The 13,347-nt window shown below is 64.9% G+C and carries 10 protein-coding genes; 4 read left to right on the forward strand and 6 right to left on the reverse strand.

Annotated features, from left to right (window positions below):
- Window positions 1-2 precede the first annotated feature (2 nt).
- Window positions 3-4,970, reverse strand: coding sequence for a dermonecrotic toxin domain-containing protein (locus F6X61_RS09030; RefSeq protein ID WP_178125793.1), 4,968 nt, complete (start codon window positions 4,968-4,970; stop codon window positions 3-5).
- A gap of 231 nt (window positions 4,971-5,201) precedes the next feature.
- Between F6X61_RS09030 and F6X61_RS09035 the strand changes: the two genes are divergently transcribed.
- From F6X61_RS09035 to F6X61_RS09050, 4 genes are all read left to right on the forward strand, one after another.
- Entirely contained in the window at window positions 5,202-6,128 is a 927-nt protein-coding gene (locus F6X61_RS09035) for an alpha/beta fold hydrolase (protein ID WP_153786315.1), read from the forward strand.
- Window positions 6,129-6,176: 48 nt separating this feature from the next.
- Window positions 6,177-6,599 (forward strand): VOC family protein, encoded by a 423-nt coding sequence (locus F6X61_RS09040; RefSeq protein ID WP_153786316.1) that lies wholly within the window; start codon window positions 6,177-6,179, stop codon window positions 6,597-6,599.
- 91 nt (window positions 6,600-6,690) lie between these two features.
- Complete coding sequence (locus tag F6X61_RS09045) at window positions 6,691-7,470, forward strand: alpha/beta fold hydrolase (RefSeq protein WP_153786317.1); 780 nt, start codon at window positions 6,691-6,693, stop codon at window positions 7,468-7,470.
- Between the two features lie 227 nt (window positions 7,471-7,697).
- Entirely contained in the window at window positions 7,698-9,383 is a 1,686-nt protein-coding gene (locus tag F6X61_RS09050) for an MFS transporter (protein ID WP_153786318.1), read from the forward strand.
- A 109-nt stretch (window positions 9,384-9,492) separates the two neighbouring features.
- On the opposite strand, the gene F6X61_RS09055 is transcribed toward F6X61_RS09050, so the two are convergent.
- The 5 genes from F6X61_RS09055 to F6X61_RS09075 form a co-directional block, all read right to left on the reverse strand.
- On the reverse strand, window positions 9,493-10,062 hold the full coding sequence (locus F6X61_RS09055; RefSeq protein ID WP_153786319.1) for a hypothetical protein: 570 nt from the start codon (window positions 10,060-10,062) through the stop codon (window positions 9,493-9,495).
- Between the two features lie 96 nt (window positions 10,063-10,158).
- Window positions 10,159-10,545 carry a VOC family protein gene (locus F6X61_RS09060; RefSeq protein WP_153786320.1) on the reverse strand — a complete coding sequence of 129 codons (387 nt, stop codon included), beginning with the start codon at window positions 10,543-10,545 and terminating at the stop codon, window positions 10,159-10,161.
- Window positions 10,546-10,627: 82 nt separating this feature from the next.
- Window positions 10,628-11,272 carry a DNA oxidative demethylase AlkB gene (gene alkB / locus F6X61_RS09065; RefSeq protein WP_153786321.1) on the reverse strand — a complete coding sequence of 215 codons (645 nt, stop codon included), beginning with the start codon at window positions 11,270-11,272 and terminating at the stop codon, window positions 10,628-10,630.
- A 114-nt stretch (window positions 11,273-11,386) separates the two neighbouring features.
- On the reverse strand, window positions 11,387-12,832 hold the full coding sequence (locus F6X61_RS09070) for a curlin (protein WP_153786322.1): 1,446 nt from the start codon (window positions 12,830-12,832) through the stop codon (window positions 11,387-11,389).
- Window positions 12,833-12,860: 28 nt separating this feature from the next.
- Complete coding sequence (locus F6X61_RS09075; protein WP_153786323.1) at window positions 12,861-13,331, reverse strand: curlin; 471 nt, start codon at window positions 13,329-13,331, stop codon at window positions 12,861-12,863.
- Window positions 13,332-13,347 lie beyond the last annotated feature (16 nt).

A 13,347-nucleotide genomic window follows, 5' to 3' on the forward strand; every position in this document is an offset into this window, starting at 1 on the left:
GGTCAGTCGTCGCTGTCCAGGGGCTTGGTCAGTTCCAGGCTCAGGCTGTCTTCGTCATCCTCCAGGCCCTGGGCCATGCGGTTCATGCCAGAGACGTACTGGTCGCCGTTGATTGCCAGGCGTAATGCCTGGCCATGCTCGTCCAACGGGCTCGCGCCCAATGCAGAGGTCAGGGCGTCGATCACCGGTGTCTCCAAGGTTCCCTCCATCGGGCTGCCATCATTGCACCATTCCAGGAAGTCGATGCCCACATCCCAGCGCGACCTCAACGCCTCGAACCGCGCCGGGAATTGCGCCCGCAGCACGCGCCTCCAGCTCGGCTGGCGCGAGACCCACTGACGCCTTGCCGGTAAATCGTTGTTGCGAGTGAGTACCTCCTGCAACACGGCATCCTCCGTCGGGCCGACAATGTGAGCGGCGTCGCGGTAGAGCATCTGCATTTGCGGCTCGGTGTAATCGAGTTCTTCGGCCAGGTTGGTGCGCAGGGCCAGGCGCATTTCGATCAAGTCCAGCCCTTGGTTTTCCAGCAGCAGGTTGTCGGGGATCCAGTCGAAGCGGTGCAACGTACTGACACTGGGCTGCAGACCGCGCTGCGTCGCTGGCAGCGATTCCCAGCGTTGCCTTGCCAGCAGGCCCGTGCGGCGGTGCAGGCGCGCGCTGTAGAGCTCCTGGGCCAGCGCGTTGACCTGGTCGCGCCGATACAGGCTTTGAAAGTAGGTGAACAATTCATGGGTCGCCTGAGGTTGGCCGGCGGTCATGCGCCAGACCCGCGCCTCGATCTGCAAGCTGCTCAGCACGTCGGCCCCGGCATCGCCGCAACTGACGGGAAACAGGGCCGCCACCTCGTTGAGGCGAGCGCACAGTTCGCTGTCTGCCGCGGCGTCCAACAGCAGGCGCCAGATCTGTCGGGTCATTGCGTGGGCATTGGCGTGCGCCGCGCTGGACAGCCCGGCCTGCTCCACGGCCTCGCGCAGGCTAGGGTTGGCATCGTCGGCGAACAGGCTGTCCCAGGTGGTGCGCTGTGCCTGGTCGGTCGGCTGTAGCCAATTACGCGGCCGCTCTCCCGGCAAGAGCGGCGCCTCAACGACAGGGCGCGCTACCACCACGCCTGCCGCGCGCAGTTGCCGGCGGGTGACTTCATCGAGCGGGTTGTAGTTGAAGCGCCAGCGCTCGCTGCCTCTACCCGTGAGCAGGGCTTCGACGAAGGGCGTCTCCAACAGGATGTCGAGATCAGGGACATGCTCGATCTGATTACGGCTCAGCTCGACCTGGCGCAAGGCATGGTTCGTGCGGCCCATCAACGTCTGCAGCCCCTCGGGCCAGTGGACCAGCTCGCAGTTTTCCAGGCTCAGGGCGCTCAGGCAGCGCAGGTTGCGCAAGTTTGGGCTGATACCCAGTGGATTGTTGCCGAGGTTCAGCTCGCGCAGCTCGGTCAGGGTGCCGAAGCGCGCTGCCATCCCTGGCGTCATTTCGATCCGGTTCTGGTACAGGTCCAGGAATCGTAGCTGGGGACTTGCGCTCAGCCGCACAAAGTCTTCGTCGGTCAAGGCCAGCTCGTTGCGACGCAGGGCCAGGAAGCGCAGCTGGGTCAGTGTTGGCAGGGCCTGATGAGCCTGTGCCGGCAACTGCCTCAGGCCGCTGCTTTCGATACTCAGCTCCACGAGCGCAGGCGTGTGGTGCAGCGCCTCGAACAGCGAGTCTATTCCCAGGGCAGGGCTGCTGATGACGCGCACGCGCCGCAGCGACGGAAACGACTGCAGGTAGTCGGCAGGAATCGTCGGCACGTCGAGGTTGTCCAGAAACAATGTCCTGACATGGTCGAAGCGCGTGCTCAGTGGCGGCAAGCTGTCCAGTTCCAGGTTGGCCAGCCTCAACGAGTCACCCTCCAGCCGATGCCAGGTTCTGATCAGCGTGCTGGCTACCTGGTTGGCGTGTCGCTGGTGGTGTGGCGCTTGCTGCGTGATCCAGTCGTCCAGGCCATCGCGCAGGATGCCAAGCTCCGTGCGATAGGCCTGGATCTGTTCAGTGACGTTGCCGCGTGCGCGCAAGGTGGCCAGCAATTGCCTGCGTTCCTGATCGTTCATGCCAGGGAACAACGTATGCAGCTCGCGCTCCTCCCGGGAGGCAAACACGCCCGGGCTCAGCGGATAGCCATAGCGCCCATCGCTCAGGCGCATGGGCGAGCGCAACCCCCGGCGCACAGGCTGTTGACCGATCAGGCGAGCGGCCTGGGCGCGATCGGCGATGGCAGCCTGGTACAGCTGTGGCTCGGTCCAGTCGGGGTGCAGGGCCAGCAGGCTGTCGCGAATCAGATGGGTGTCGGCGTTGGCGAGGCTTGGCCGGTACAGGCCGAGGAGCGCCCGGCCCAGCCGCACATTGGCCTGCATCGCGCGTGCCTCCTGGGCCACCCGCAAGGGTACGCGCCCATTCAGCAAGCGGGTGCGCTCGGCTTGGCTGGTAGCGCCGACGATTTCCTCCAGCGCATTGTCGGGCACGGCGGGGAATTGCCTGGCCAGTGCCCGGGCGGCAGGGCTCAACGGCGGTTGTTGGCTTTTGTAGAGGCTGTCGAACAGCGACGAGCGTCTGCTGCTCAAGTGATCGGCCAGCAGGTCCTGCAGGGCTTGCTGGCGTTGCTCCATGGCGGTACCCGCGGGTAGCAGGCGGGTGATCCTGGCTTCGTCGAGTTGTTCGAGCACCCGGTCTGCCAAGTCTCCGTTGTCCAGGTCGTTGCGGGTCAGCTCGATCACTTGGTCACCTGGATGTTCGCGGCCGTAGAGACTGAACCCACCCCAGGCTTCGGGGCCTTCGAACACCTTGAGCACCACGTCTTCGGGCCAGCCGGGCAGCTCGCCCAGGGCGGTGATGGCGAAACTCTTGTAGGCGGCCAGCGGGCGGCCATTGCGGGTACGCGCGATGATGTCGGTGACTTGCATGTCCTTGTTCAGGCGCAGCAGGGCATCATCCAACTGCGTCGGTACCGGTTCGCCATCGGCAAGTACCGGCTCCAGTACACCTTGTTCCAGCCCTGTACTGTCGAACGCTGCGGCCAGGTCGGCATCACTTTGCCCCTCGGTGACCGGGCCCATGCGCCGTAGCAGTCTGGTCCGGCCCCAGCCTCTGAGCTGTTCGTGAGGCAGACGCCAGGCACCTTTACCGTTGCCGTGAAGGACTGGGCGGTAACCTTGTTGGTCGCTTGCGTGCACCAGTTCCCAGGCGCCGGCAGCGTTCTTGTGGACTTCGCAAGTCTTGCCATCGAGGCGGACGTAATGCCGATCGTCTACCTCATAGATGCCTTCTGCGTCCGGTTCGAGGTTGGGGGAAAGCTCTACCTGGCTGTGGTAAGGCGTGATTTGCGGGTGCCACAGCAGTTCCTCGCCACCGAATGCCACGCGCTCCAGCCAGTCGACGAAGCCCGATGCCTTGACCACCTTGGCGGCCGCGCCAATGACCATAATGCTGCCGGCGGTCAGCGCCAGTGCCTTGAGCTGCGCCACTGCCTCGGCGTAATCGCCCTCCGACCAGGCCTCGTACGCGAGGTAGACGTTGTCCAGCACCTGCGCGGCGAACACCAGCAGCATCACGGCATCGAGCCCCGGTACCAGCATGGCGGCGACGTTGAGCAGGTTCAAGCCGGCTTCTTCCCAGAATGCCAAGCGCTCCTTGCGCAGCATGGCGTTCACGTCGGCGGTGGGCACGGCGATCGCCCTGGCATTGTCCTTGAGAAAGGCGACATGGTTGTCGTAAAGGCTGTTCCAGTACGGCAAATCGACTTGCCGCTGCCGGATGCCAAGGTCAGGTGAGGCCCTGGGCCCTTTCCCCTGCAGTGAGTAACCGGCAGCGGGCCAGAGCGGCTCCAGCGGGATCAGGCCGCCCACGCCGTGGAACTCGGTGTCGTCTTCGTAGAGCTGTTCAATCAGTTGTTCACTCATCTTCTTCTGGTCGCTGTGCGCGACATGCTCGACGAAGCGCTGGCAGTATTGCGCGTCCAGCAGTTGCCCGGCCAGATAGGTCTGCAGTTGCTGCAGGTTGGCGAACTCCTGCATCGGCCTTCGATCATCGAAGGGCAGGTAGGCGACGATTTCGGCGTCTGAGCCGGCAGGGCCGAGCAGCAGCACGCCATGCACCTTCTTGCCGAGCACCGTCAGGTTGCGCAGGGTCACGGGTTGACTGCCATAGCGCGGTGTCGCGCCATCGATGCAGAAGTGCCGCAGTGCCTGGTAGCCAAGGCTTGAGAGTTCGCCCCGAATCAAGGCGATGACGGCCTTCACCGTGAGCATCGCCCGATGTGCTTGAATCCAGGCGTCCTGCACCTGAACCTTGTGCTGGCCATTGAAGATGTTGTCCAGGTGCGCTTGATAGCGTTCGCCCAGGTCCAGGGCGCGGCAGCTGCTGACGAAGCGGGCCATGCTCAGGCCGGGCAGGGTGCTGGCGTCGTTGGCGTTGACCTGCAGGGTGCTGAATGGGCCGACCTCGGACAGACCCTCGAAGTTGTGCATGGCCGCTTCCAGCAGGCTGCGCGACTCGCTGGCGCCAACCGGTTCGCTGATCCATTGCGGCTCATAGGCACCCCCGCCCAAACCCAGTGATTCCAGGCCCTGCACGGTTTCAAGCGAGCCGCTGAGGTAGGTGACGAAGGGTTGGAAGCAGTACTGCGCCTGGGTGACCGGTACGTCGATGGCCAGTTGCTGTTGCAGCAGGGGTTCGCAGAACTGCGGCAGCGATCGCAGCTCAATCAGTGCCTGGCCCAGGGTTTTGCGCGTGGCTGTGCGCACCTTGATGGCGTCGCGCAGCAATTGCTGGTGTAGCGCCGAGGCTTTGGCGAACCACCCGGTCGGTGTTCCGTCTTCATCGACATGCTCGTTGTGAGCACTTTGCAGCACCCGGTCCAGGTGACGGGGGTGCAATTGTTTGGCCCAGGCCGGAATACGGCGCTGGATCTGGTTCTGATGGTACGGGGTGGCGTTTTCCATGTGTGTTGCCTGGCAGTTAGCGGAGCCGCCATCGAACATCGGCTGCGCGCCGTGGCTGCGGTACATAGTTGCCGGCGCCAGGGTGTCGCAGCAGGGAATGTGCGGTCGGTGACGCGCACGTCACAGTCGGTAACGGGCCAGCCTGCCAGGGCCACGTGGGCGATGGTGGGGTGTCGGCACCCTGCGGTGTCGAAGGAGCCGGCCCACTGGGCCCTGCCATGGAGTGAAGTGATGGCTGTATCGACGACTGCAAAAGACCATTTGCTCGACCTCAACGGCATCGAGATCGCCGTGCGCACCTGGGGCCCGGAAGGCGGCATTCCCGTGCTGGCGCTACATGGCTGGCTGGACAACGCCGCCTCGTTCGAGCGCCTGGCACCCTTGCTGGAGGGGTGTTTCGTAGTGGCGCCCGATCTGGTCGGCCACGGCCGCAGCGACCACCGCCGCGACGACAGTGGCTATTACCTGTGGGAGCACGCCGAGGACATGTTGGCGGTGGTCGAACGTCTTGGCTGGTCGCGCTTTCACGTCCTTGCCCACGGCATGGGCACGGGTGTCGCCTCGATCCTCGCGGCGTTGACCAGCGCTATTGCCAGCCTGCAGTTCCTCGATGGCATGGGCGTTCCGTTCACCGTGGCCGAGGGCGATCGGGTCGAACACATGGCCCGCGCTTTTCGCCTCAAGCGCATGCTGCTGCGCAGCCGCCAGCAGGGTTTTGCCGAACCCGAGGCGTTGTGTTTCGACAACCTTGAGCAAGCCCTTGGCCAGTGCCGTAAACGCTTCGCCTGCGATTTGCCGGCCGATGCCGCGCGGCTGCTGGCACTGCGCGACCTGTTGCAGGTGGGCGACGGCTATTGCTGGCGCCACGACCCGCGCCTGGACCTGCCCGAGCCGATGCCGCTGACCGAGCGCGAGGCCTGCGAGCTGTTGCAGCAGATCCGTTGCCCGTTGTATCTGCTGCTGGGGCAGCAAGGCGCTTTCGCGGGTGATGATTTTGCCCGGCGCCAGGCGGCGCTGCCTGGGCAGACGCGAGTGACCTGGCATCCTGGTGGGCACCACTTCCATCTGCAGGCGCAGGGCCGGGCGCTGGCGCAGCAGATCCTGCGTACCCTGGCGCGGCACGAAAAAGGCGGATTGCTGCGCTTGGTCAACGAATGAGCGCTGCCCCTGCTAAGGTGCACAGACGCCCGTTCATGGAGTAACGCCATGTTGCCTTCGCGCATCCTGCATATCGATCACATCGTGCTGCGTGTCAGCGACTTGCCGCGCAGCCTGGCCTTCTACCGCGACGTGCTCGGCTGCCCGGTCAGCCGTGAGCGCGAGTCGCTGGGGATGATCCACCTGGCCGCCGGCAGCAGCATGATCGACCTGGTGGCGGTCGATGGCCCACTGGGCCTCAAGGGCGGCCCGGCCCCTGGCCGTCAAGGGCACAATCTGGACCACCTGTGCCTGCGGGTCGAGCCCTTCGACGAACAGGCGCTCAGCGATTACCTGCAAGGGGCAGGGGTGCGTGTGGAACCGGCCGAAAAACGTTATGGCGCCGAAGGCGAAGGGTTGTCGCTGTACTGCTTCGACCCCGACGGCAACCGGGTGGAGCTCAAGGGCTCGAGCGTGGCCGCGTCGGCCTGAACGGCCCGGCGTTCAGCCAATTTCGCCCTCGCGCCACGCGGTGACCTGGCTTAGCATGCACAGCTTCGCTGAATAGCCAGGCGCCTGGACGATGACGAACATCACTCACACGCAACATTCGATCGACACGCCTGTGGGCACACTCCATGCCGAAAGCTGGTTGCCGGTGAATGCGCAGGGCGTACCCATTGTGCTGCTGCATGACTCGCTGGGCTGCGTGGCGCTCTGGCGCGATTTCCCCGCGCAGCTGGCGCAGGCCACCAGGCAGCGGGTGATCGCCTATGACCGGCTGGGCTTCGGGCGTTCCGCCGCGCACCCCGGTCAGTTGCGCCGGGGCTTCGTCGAGGCCGAGGCGCATGAGGGTTTTGCTGCGCTGCGCGGGCAGCTGGCCATCGATGACTTCATCGTCTTCGGCCACAGCGTTGGCGGTGGCATGGCGGTCGGCTGTGCGGCAGCCTTCGCCGAGCATTGCCGGGGGCTGGTGACCGAATCGGCCCAGGCCTTCGTTGAAGCCCGAACCCTCGAAGGTATCCGCGCCGCCGATCGCCAGTTCGCCGAGCCAGGGCAGCTCGAACGCCTGGCGCGTTACCACGGCGACAAGGCCGAATGGGTGCTGCGGGCCTGGGTCGATAACTGGCTGTCGGCCGATTTCGCCGACTGGCACCTAGACGGCCTGCTCGCGCAGCTACGTTGCCCGCTGCTCAGCTTGCACGGTGACAACGACGAGTTCGGCAGCCTGGCCCACCCCGAACGCTTCACACGCCTGGCAGGCGGCCCGAGCCGAATGCGCGTGCTGGCCGATTGCGGGCATGTGCCCCATCGTGAGCAGGCCGATCGGGTGCTCGAAGAAATGCTGCGTTTTCTCGGCTGAGCATCGCCGGCCAAGCGTCATGCTTATCCGTCTGCATGGCCGATCAGCTACGCGTCATGCAGGCGAATGGATATCCCGGCAAAGCCGATTATGCTTCTGATTACCTTGCCGCGATCCGGGGCAGTGCCTCGTCGTGCTTCGCCGCAACCTGTAAGCCCTGAGGCCCGGGTGCGCGTGTGACAACCTGTTGAGCAACCTGGCCTACCTGATCTTCACGGAGGCGACCCATGGCGGTCCTCGACAGCAGCGCATCCACGGGCAGTAGCGCGCCCCAACGTGGCATCACCCGGGAGGAGCGCAAGGTCATCTTCGCCTCTTCCCTGGGCACCGTGTTCGAATGGTACGACTTCTACCTTTACGGCTCTCTGGCGGCGATCATCGCCAAGCACTTCTTTGCCGGGGTAAACGAAACCACCGCGTTCATCTTCGCCTTGCTGGCATTCGCAGCCGGCTTTGCCGTGCGGCCGTTCGGCGCGATCGTGTTTGGCCGCCTGGGGGACATGATCGGACGCAAGCACACTTTCCTCATCACCATCGTGATCATGGGGCTGTCTACCGCGATCGTGGGCTTGCTGCCCAACTACGCCACCATCGGCGTGGCGGCGCCGATCATCCTGATCACCCTGCGCCTGCTGCAGGGGCTGGCGCTGGGCGGTGAATACGGCGGTGCGGCCACCTACGTGGCGGAACATGCACCGAAAGGACGGCGCGGCTTCTTCACTGCGTGGATCCAGACCACCGCCACCCTCGGGCTGTTCCTGTCGCTGCTGGTGATCCTCAGCTGCCGCACCCTCATGGGCAGCGAGGTGTTCGAGGACTGGGGCTGGCGGGTGCCGTTCCTGTTGTCGATCCTGCTGCTGGCGATATCGGTGTACATCCGCCTGCAGCTCAACGAATCGCCGGTGTTCCTCAAGATCAAGGCCGAGGGCAAGGCGAGCAAGGCGCCGCTGACCGAGTCGTTCGCCCGTTGGGACAACCTCAAGGTGGTGATCATGTCGCTGCTCGGCGGCACCGCCGGGCAGGCGGTGGTGTGGTACACCGGGCAGTTCTACGCGCTGTTCTTCCTGTTGCAGATGCTCAAGATCGACCCGCAGACCGCCAACTTGCTGATTGCAGGGTCGCTGCTGATCGGCACGCCGTTCTTCATTCTGTTTGGCAGCCTGTCCGACCGCATCGGCCGCAAGCCGATCATCATGGCGGGCTGCATCCTGGCTGCATTGACCTACTTCCCGATCTTCAAGGGCCTGACCGAGTACGGCAATCCGGATGTGTTCGTGGCCCAAGAGCAGAACCCGGTGGTGGTGGTCGCCGACCCTGCGCAGTGTTCGTTCCAGTTCGACCCGGTAGGCAAGGCCCGCTTCACCAGCTCGTGCGACATCGCCAAGAGCCTGTTGGCCAAGCGTGCCATCCCCTACGAAAACCAGGCCGCCGAGCCCGGCAGCGTGGCCCAGGTGCGCATTGGCGAGCGGGTGTTGCCCAGCTTCGATGGTCGCAGCCTGGCGGCGGCGGACTTCAAGGCGCAGAACGACGCCTTCACCGGCACCCTGGGCACGGCGCTGAAAGAGGCTGGTTACCCGGAAAAAGCCGACCCTGCGAAGATCCACTACCCGATGGTGTTGCTGCTACTGACCATCCTGGTGATCTACGTGACCATGGTCTACGGGCCGATCGCCGCCTGGCTGGTGGAGCTGTTCCCGGCGCACATCCGCTACACCTCGATGTCGCTGCCGTACCACATCGGCAATGGCTGGTTCGGCGGTTTCCTGCCGACCGTGGCCTTCGCCATGGTGGCGGCCACCGGAGATATCTACTACGGGCTCTGGTACCCGATCGTGGTCGCGGTGATGACGGCGGTGCTGGGCACCTTCTTCCTGCCGGAAACCAAGGACCGGGATATCACCCATACCGGCTGAGCATGGCTATCGCGGGGCAAGTCGCAGCGGCGCACCGCCGCTCCCACGAAGTACACAATACGTGGGAGCGGCGGTGCGCCGCTGCGACTTGCCCCGCGATGGCGTCCACTCAGTCGAAATACCCGCGCAGGCTGTAGCGATAGCCGGTATCGACCTCGGCGTTGCCGGCGTGGCTGTAGGTTTTCTTCAAGACGAATTCGAACGCCGGCTCGTACAGCCCGTCGCGCACCAGCGCCCCCGCCAGTACCTCCACCTCGTACAAGCCATTGTCCAGCTCGATGATCGGCCGCCCTGGCTCCTGGTAGCGGGCCAGCAGGTCGCCCAGGGTCTTGTTGGTGAAATGCTGCAGCACGCGCCAGGTGAACAGCATCAGTGCGCGGTTTTCCACCCGCAGCACATGGCCGCTACGGCGGTGCTTGAGGCGGCTGCCCGGTTCGAGCAGGGCCGGGGTGCCCCCGTCGAGGGTGAACAGGATGCGGTAAGGCAGATTGTCGATACCAGCCAAAGGCAGGATTACCCCCTCCTGCACCGCCAGGTCGCCACTGTCTCCGGTGGTGAAGGCGCGCGCCAGATCGTCGGGCAGATCGTGTTCGTGCTTGAAGTGCTCCAGCAGTTGAATGTCGCCGAGCAGGAAATAATCGACCAGGTCGTTGAGGACCTCGCTGAATTCGTAGCGCATGGTTTTTCCTTGTTGTGGCTGCGCTGAGCGGGATCGAGCAATGTAGCGGAGCGGGCAAGGGCAACGCCACCGCGGCGTTGCCCGACAGCGTCGAGGTCAGTGACGTTGCGCGATCTGGATGAGGTTGCCGCAGGTATCGTCGAATACCGCCACGGTGACCGGCCCCACATCCGTGGGTGGCTGGGTGAACTGCACGCCGGCCTTGCACAGCCGGGTGTATTCGCCCTGGATATCGCGCACGGCGAACGAGGTGGCCGGGATGCCATCCTGCTTCAGCGCGGTCTTGTAGGTCTTGGCTGCCGGATGGGCATCGGGTTCGAGCAGCAGCTCGACGCCATTGGGATCGTTGGGGGAGGTGAGGGTGAGCCAGCGATGCTTGCCCATGGGCACATCATGTTTGGGCTCGAAGCCGAGCACGTAGTGGTAGAACGCCAAGGCCTTGGCCTGGTCGTCGACGAGGATGCTGGTGACCACGATCTTCATAGGCGCACACCGTTGTGGGTGGGTGTTACAGCAAGTAAAGACGGTCGTCGGGCTTTGACCAGCGTGGGCCGCTAAAGTCCTCTCAGCCCGCTTTGCGCAAGGTCAGGTTGATGCGCCGCTCCCCCAGCCGTGGATGCACACCGGGCTTGACCGGCAGCACGCCGTGAAAGCGCAGGCGGTCCTCACCGCCCCAGACCAGCACGTCACCGTGGTTCAGCGCGATCCGCCGGGTGCGATCGGCGCGTTGCAGCCCGCCGAACAGGAACACCGCCGGCAGCCCCAGCGAAACCGACACGATCGGCTGACCGAAGTCGCGCTCGTCGCGGTCCTGGTGCAGGCTCAGCCGGGTGCCGGGCAGGTAGTGGTTGATCAGGCAGGCGTCCGGCACGAAACCTTCGAACCCGGCCTGTGCGGCAGCGCGACCGGCCAGCTCCAGTAGTACTGGCGGCAGGGCCGGCCAGGGCTGGCCGCTCAAGGGGTCGAGCGGGCTGTAGCGGTAGCCGCGCTCATCGCTGACCCAGCCCAGCTCCCCGCAGTTGCTCAGCGCCACCGCCATGCGCTGGCCGCCGGGGGTGTGCATGTGCCGCCAGGGCGCGGCGCGCAGCACCGGGCGCAAGGCATCGAGCAGGGCTTCGATCTCGCCCAGGGCGAAGCCAGGCAGCAGCACGGTATGGCTGGCCAGGCGCTGTGGCTGGGGGCCGAACAGGTCGAGGTCGGACTGGATCATCAGGCGGCGGCCGAGAAAGGGTCAGGCGGCCAGTTTAGCGCTGTTGCCAGGTGAGGGAAAAAGGAACCGCGGCGCCAGGGAGAGCGGACACCGCGGTTCAAAGGGGGGAGCGGGTCAGTGCTGGGTGACGGTAGCCGTGTTGGTGTTGCCGAACTGGGTGATGCTGGCGGTCTGGCTGGCACCGGCCTGGTCGACGAAGGCCTGGTTGGCGTTGCCGCCCTGGGTCACGTAGGCGACGTTGGCAATGTCGGTCTGCTTGATGGTGGCCTGGTTGCCGCTGCCGTACAGCTGGTAGGTGTAGCTCTGGTTGCCGCTGCCGGACTGGTCGATGTTGACCATGCCGCCGTTACCGGCGGAGATACCCTCGGCATAGTTGGCGGTGCCACGCTGGTCGGCAATCAGCAGGTTGTCGCTGCCGTTCTGCTCGAAATACAGCTCGTTGTTGGTATCGGCCTGTTTGGTTTCCATGGTGTTGCGGTTGCCGTTCTGGCTCAGCCTGGCGTACTGGCCGGTATCGTTCTGGTTGAGGTTGACGCTGTTCTGGTTGCCCACCTGGCTGATCTCGGCGCGCTGGTCGGTGCCGAACTGCCCACCGGATTTCTCGCCCTTCCAGTTGCTGGCCAGGATCTTGTTGCCGTTGCCCTGGGTAGTGATGGTCAGGCTGTGGTTGTCACCGGTCTGGTAGGTGAAGTGCAGGTTGTTGTTGCCGGTCTGCGAAATGCTGGTCACCGACTGGTTGGTCTCGAACTGGTCCGACCAGCTGGCGTTGGCGCGGCCGTTCTGGCTCAGGGTGGCACTGTTGCCCTCGCCGAAACTCTGGTCGATGTAGCCTTCGTTGAGCTGGCCGGTCTGGTAGACGCTGGCCTGGCTGGCGGTCTGATTGTCCTGCCACACCTCCACGGAGTTGCCGGTGCCGTACTGGTCGATGCCGATGGTGCCGCCATAGCCGTTGCGCTGGTCACCGTAGGCCCAGTTTTCCCGGCCCTGCTGGTAGATGGCGATGTCGCCGTCCTGGTGGGTGAGGTGCTCGGCGGCAGCCTGGTTGTCGTTGCCGCTCTGGTTGATCAGGCTGCGGTTGTTGCTGCCGCCGAACAGCTGCTCGATGGTGGCGTCGTTGCGCTGCCCCGATTGCTGGGTGGTGGCCTGGCTGCCGAGTTGGGTGTCCTGCCAGATCACCGAGCGGTTGCCGGTGCCTTCCTGCATCTGCAGGGCCTGGTTGTTCTCGCCCACCGACTGGCTGGCGAAGGCGTCGTTGAGGGTGCCGCCGGACAGCTGGGTGATCTGGCTGCCGTTCTCGAACAACTGCTCGGCGTAGCCGGCGTTGAGCGAGCCGGTGGCGATCTGCTGGATATCGCTGGTGCTGTTGTCCTGCACGGCCATGTGGTTGTGGTCGCGGCCGGTCTGGCTCTGGCTGGCCGAGGCGTACGAGGCCTGGGTCTGTTTCACTTCGGCGATGTTCTTGTTGCCCTGTTGGTTCTGGGTCGAAGTGCTGTCGTCGGCCATGGCCTGGCCGGCCAGCGCCAGGACAATGGCGGCGCTCAGAGGGGCGAGCTTGTACATGGTGAAGCCTCCTGCTGTATCGATGGCGTTAACGGTATTGGGTGATGTGCACTTGCTGGCCATTGCCGGCCTGGGTCACGGCGCTGTTCAGCCCCGTGCCGCTCTGCTCGATGGTGGCGTTGTTGTGGTTGCCGATCTGCTCGATGGCAGCCGTGTTGCCGCTGCCGTTCTGGCGGATCGACGCGTTGTTGCCGTAGCCCTGCTGGTTGATCGAGGCCATCAGGTCGCTGCCTTGCTGCAGGATGTACGCCTCCTGCGCGCCCCCGGCCTGGACGATCTGGCCCAGCAGGGCCACACCGTTCTGGTCGAGGGCGGCGCGGTTGCCGTTGCCCTGTTGCTCGATCACCGCCACCTGGCCGGCAGCGCTGGGCAGCAGCCGCAGCACCAGCGGCTCGCCCAGGTCGTTGCCGGCTGCGAGGTCGGCGTTGTCCATCAGGTCGTCGGCCCAGGCCTGGCCACTCAGGGCCAGGCACAGCAGCAGCGGGGACAGGCGTTTCATGGCGCACTCCTTCGGC

It is taken from the genome of Pseudomonas sp. EMN2 (assembly GCF_009650555.1).
Classification (GTDB): Bacteria; Pseudomonadota; Gammaproteobacteria; order Pseudomonadales; family Pseudomonadaceae; genus Aquipseudomonas; species Aquipseudomonas sichuanensis.

Excerpts from the sequence above, each read along its gene's own strand:
- F6X61_RS09030 (WP_178125793.1), bottom strand. The coding sequence starts at position 4,970 with ATGGAAAACGCCACCCCGTACCATCAGAACCAGATCCAGCGCCGTATT.
- F6X61_RS09035 (WP_153786315.1), top strand. The coding sequence starts at position 5,202 with ATGGCTGTATCGACGACTGCAAAAGACCATTTGCTCGACCTCAACGGC.
- F6X61_RS09040 (WP_153786316.1), top strand. The coding sequence starts at position 6,177 with ATGTTGCCTTCGCGCATCCTGCATATCGATCACATCGTGCTGCGTGTC.
- F6X61_RS09045 (WP_153786317.1), top strand. The coding sequence starts at position 6,691 with ATGACGAACATCACTCACACGCAACATTCGATCGACACGCCTGTGGGC.
- F6X61_RS09050 (WP_153786318.1), top strand. The coding sequence starts at position 7,698 with ATGGCGGTCCTCGACAGCAGCGCATCCACGGGCAGTAGCGCGCCCCAA.
- F6X61_RS09055 (WP_153786319.1), bottom strand. The coding sequence starts at position 10,062 with ATGCGCTACGAATTCAGCGAGGTCCTCAACGACCTGGTCGATTATTTC.
- F6X61_RS09060 (WP_153786320.1), bottom strand. The coding sequence starts at position 10,545 with ATGAAGATCGTGGTCACCAGCATCCTCGTCGACGACCAGGCCAAGGCC.
- alkB (WP_153786321.1), bottom strand. The coding sequence starts at position 11,272 with ATGATCCAGTCCGACCTCGACCTGTTCGGCCCCCAGCCACAGCGCCTG.
- F6X61_RS09070 (WP_153786322.1), bottom strand. The coding sequence starts at position 12,832 with ATGTACAAGCTCGCCCCTCTGAGCGCCGCCATTGTCCTGGCGCTGGCC.
- F6X61_RS09075 (WP_153786323.1), bottom strand. The coding sequence starts at position 13,331 with ATGAAACGCCTGTCCCCGCTGCTGCTGTGCCTGGCCCTGAGTGGCCAG.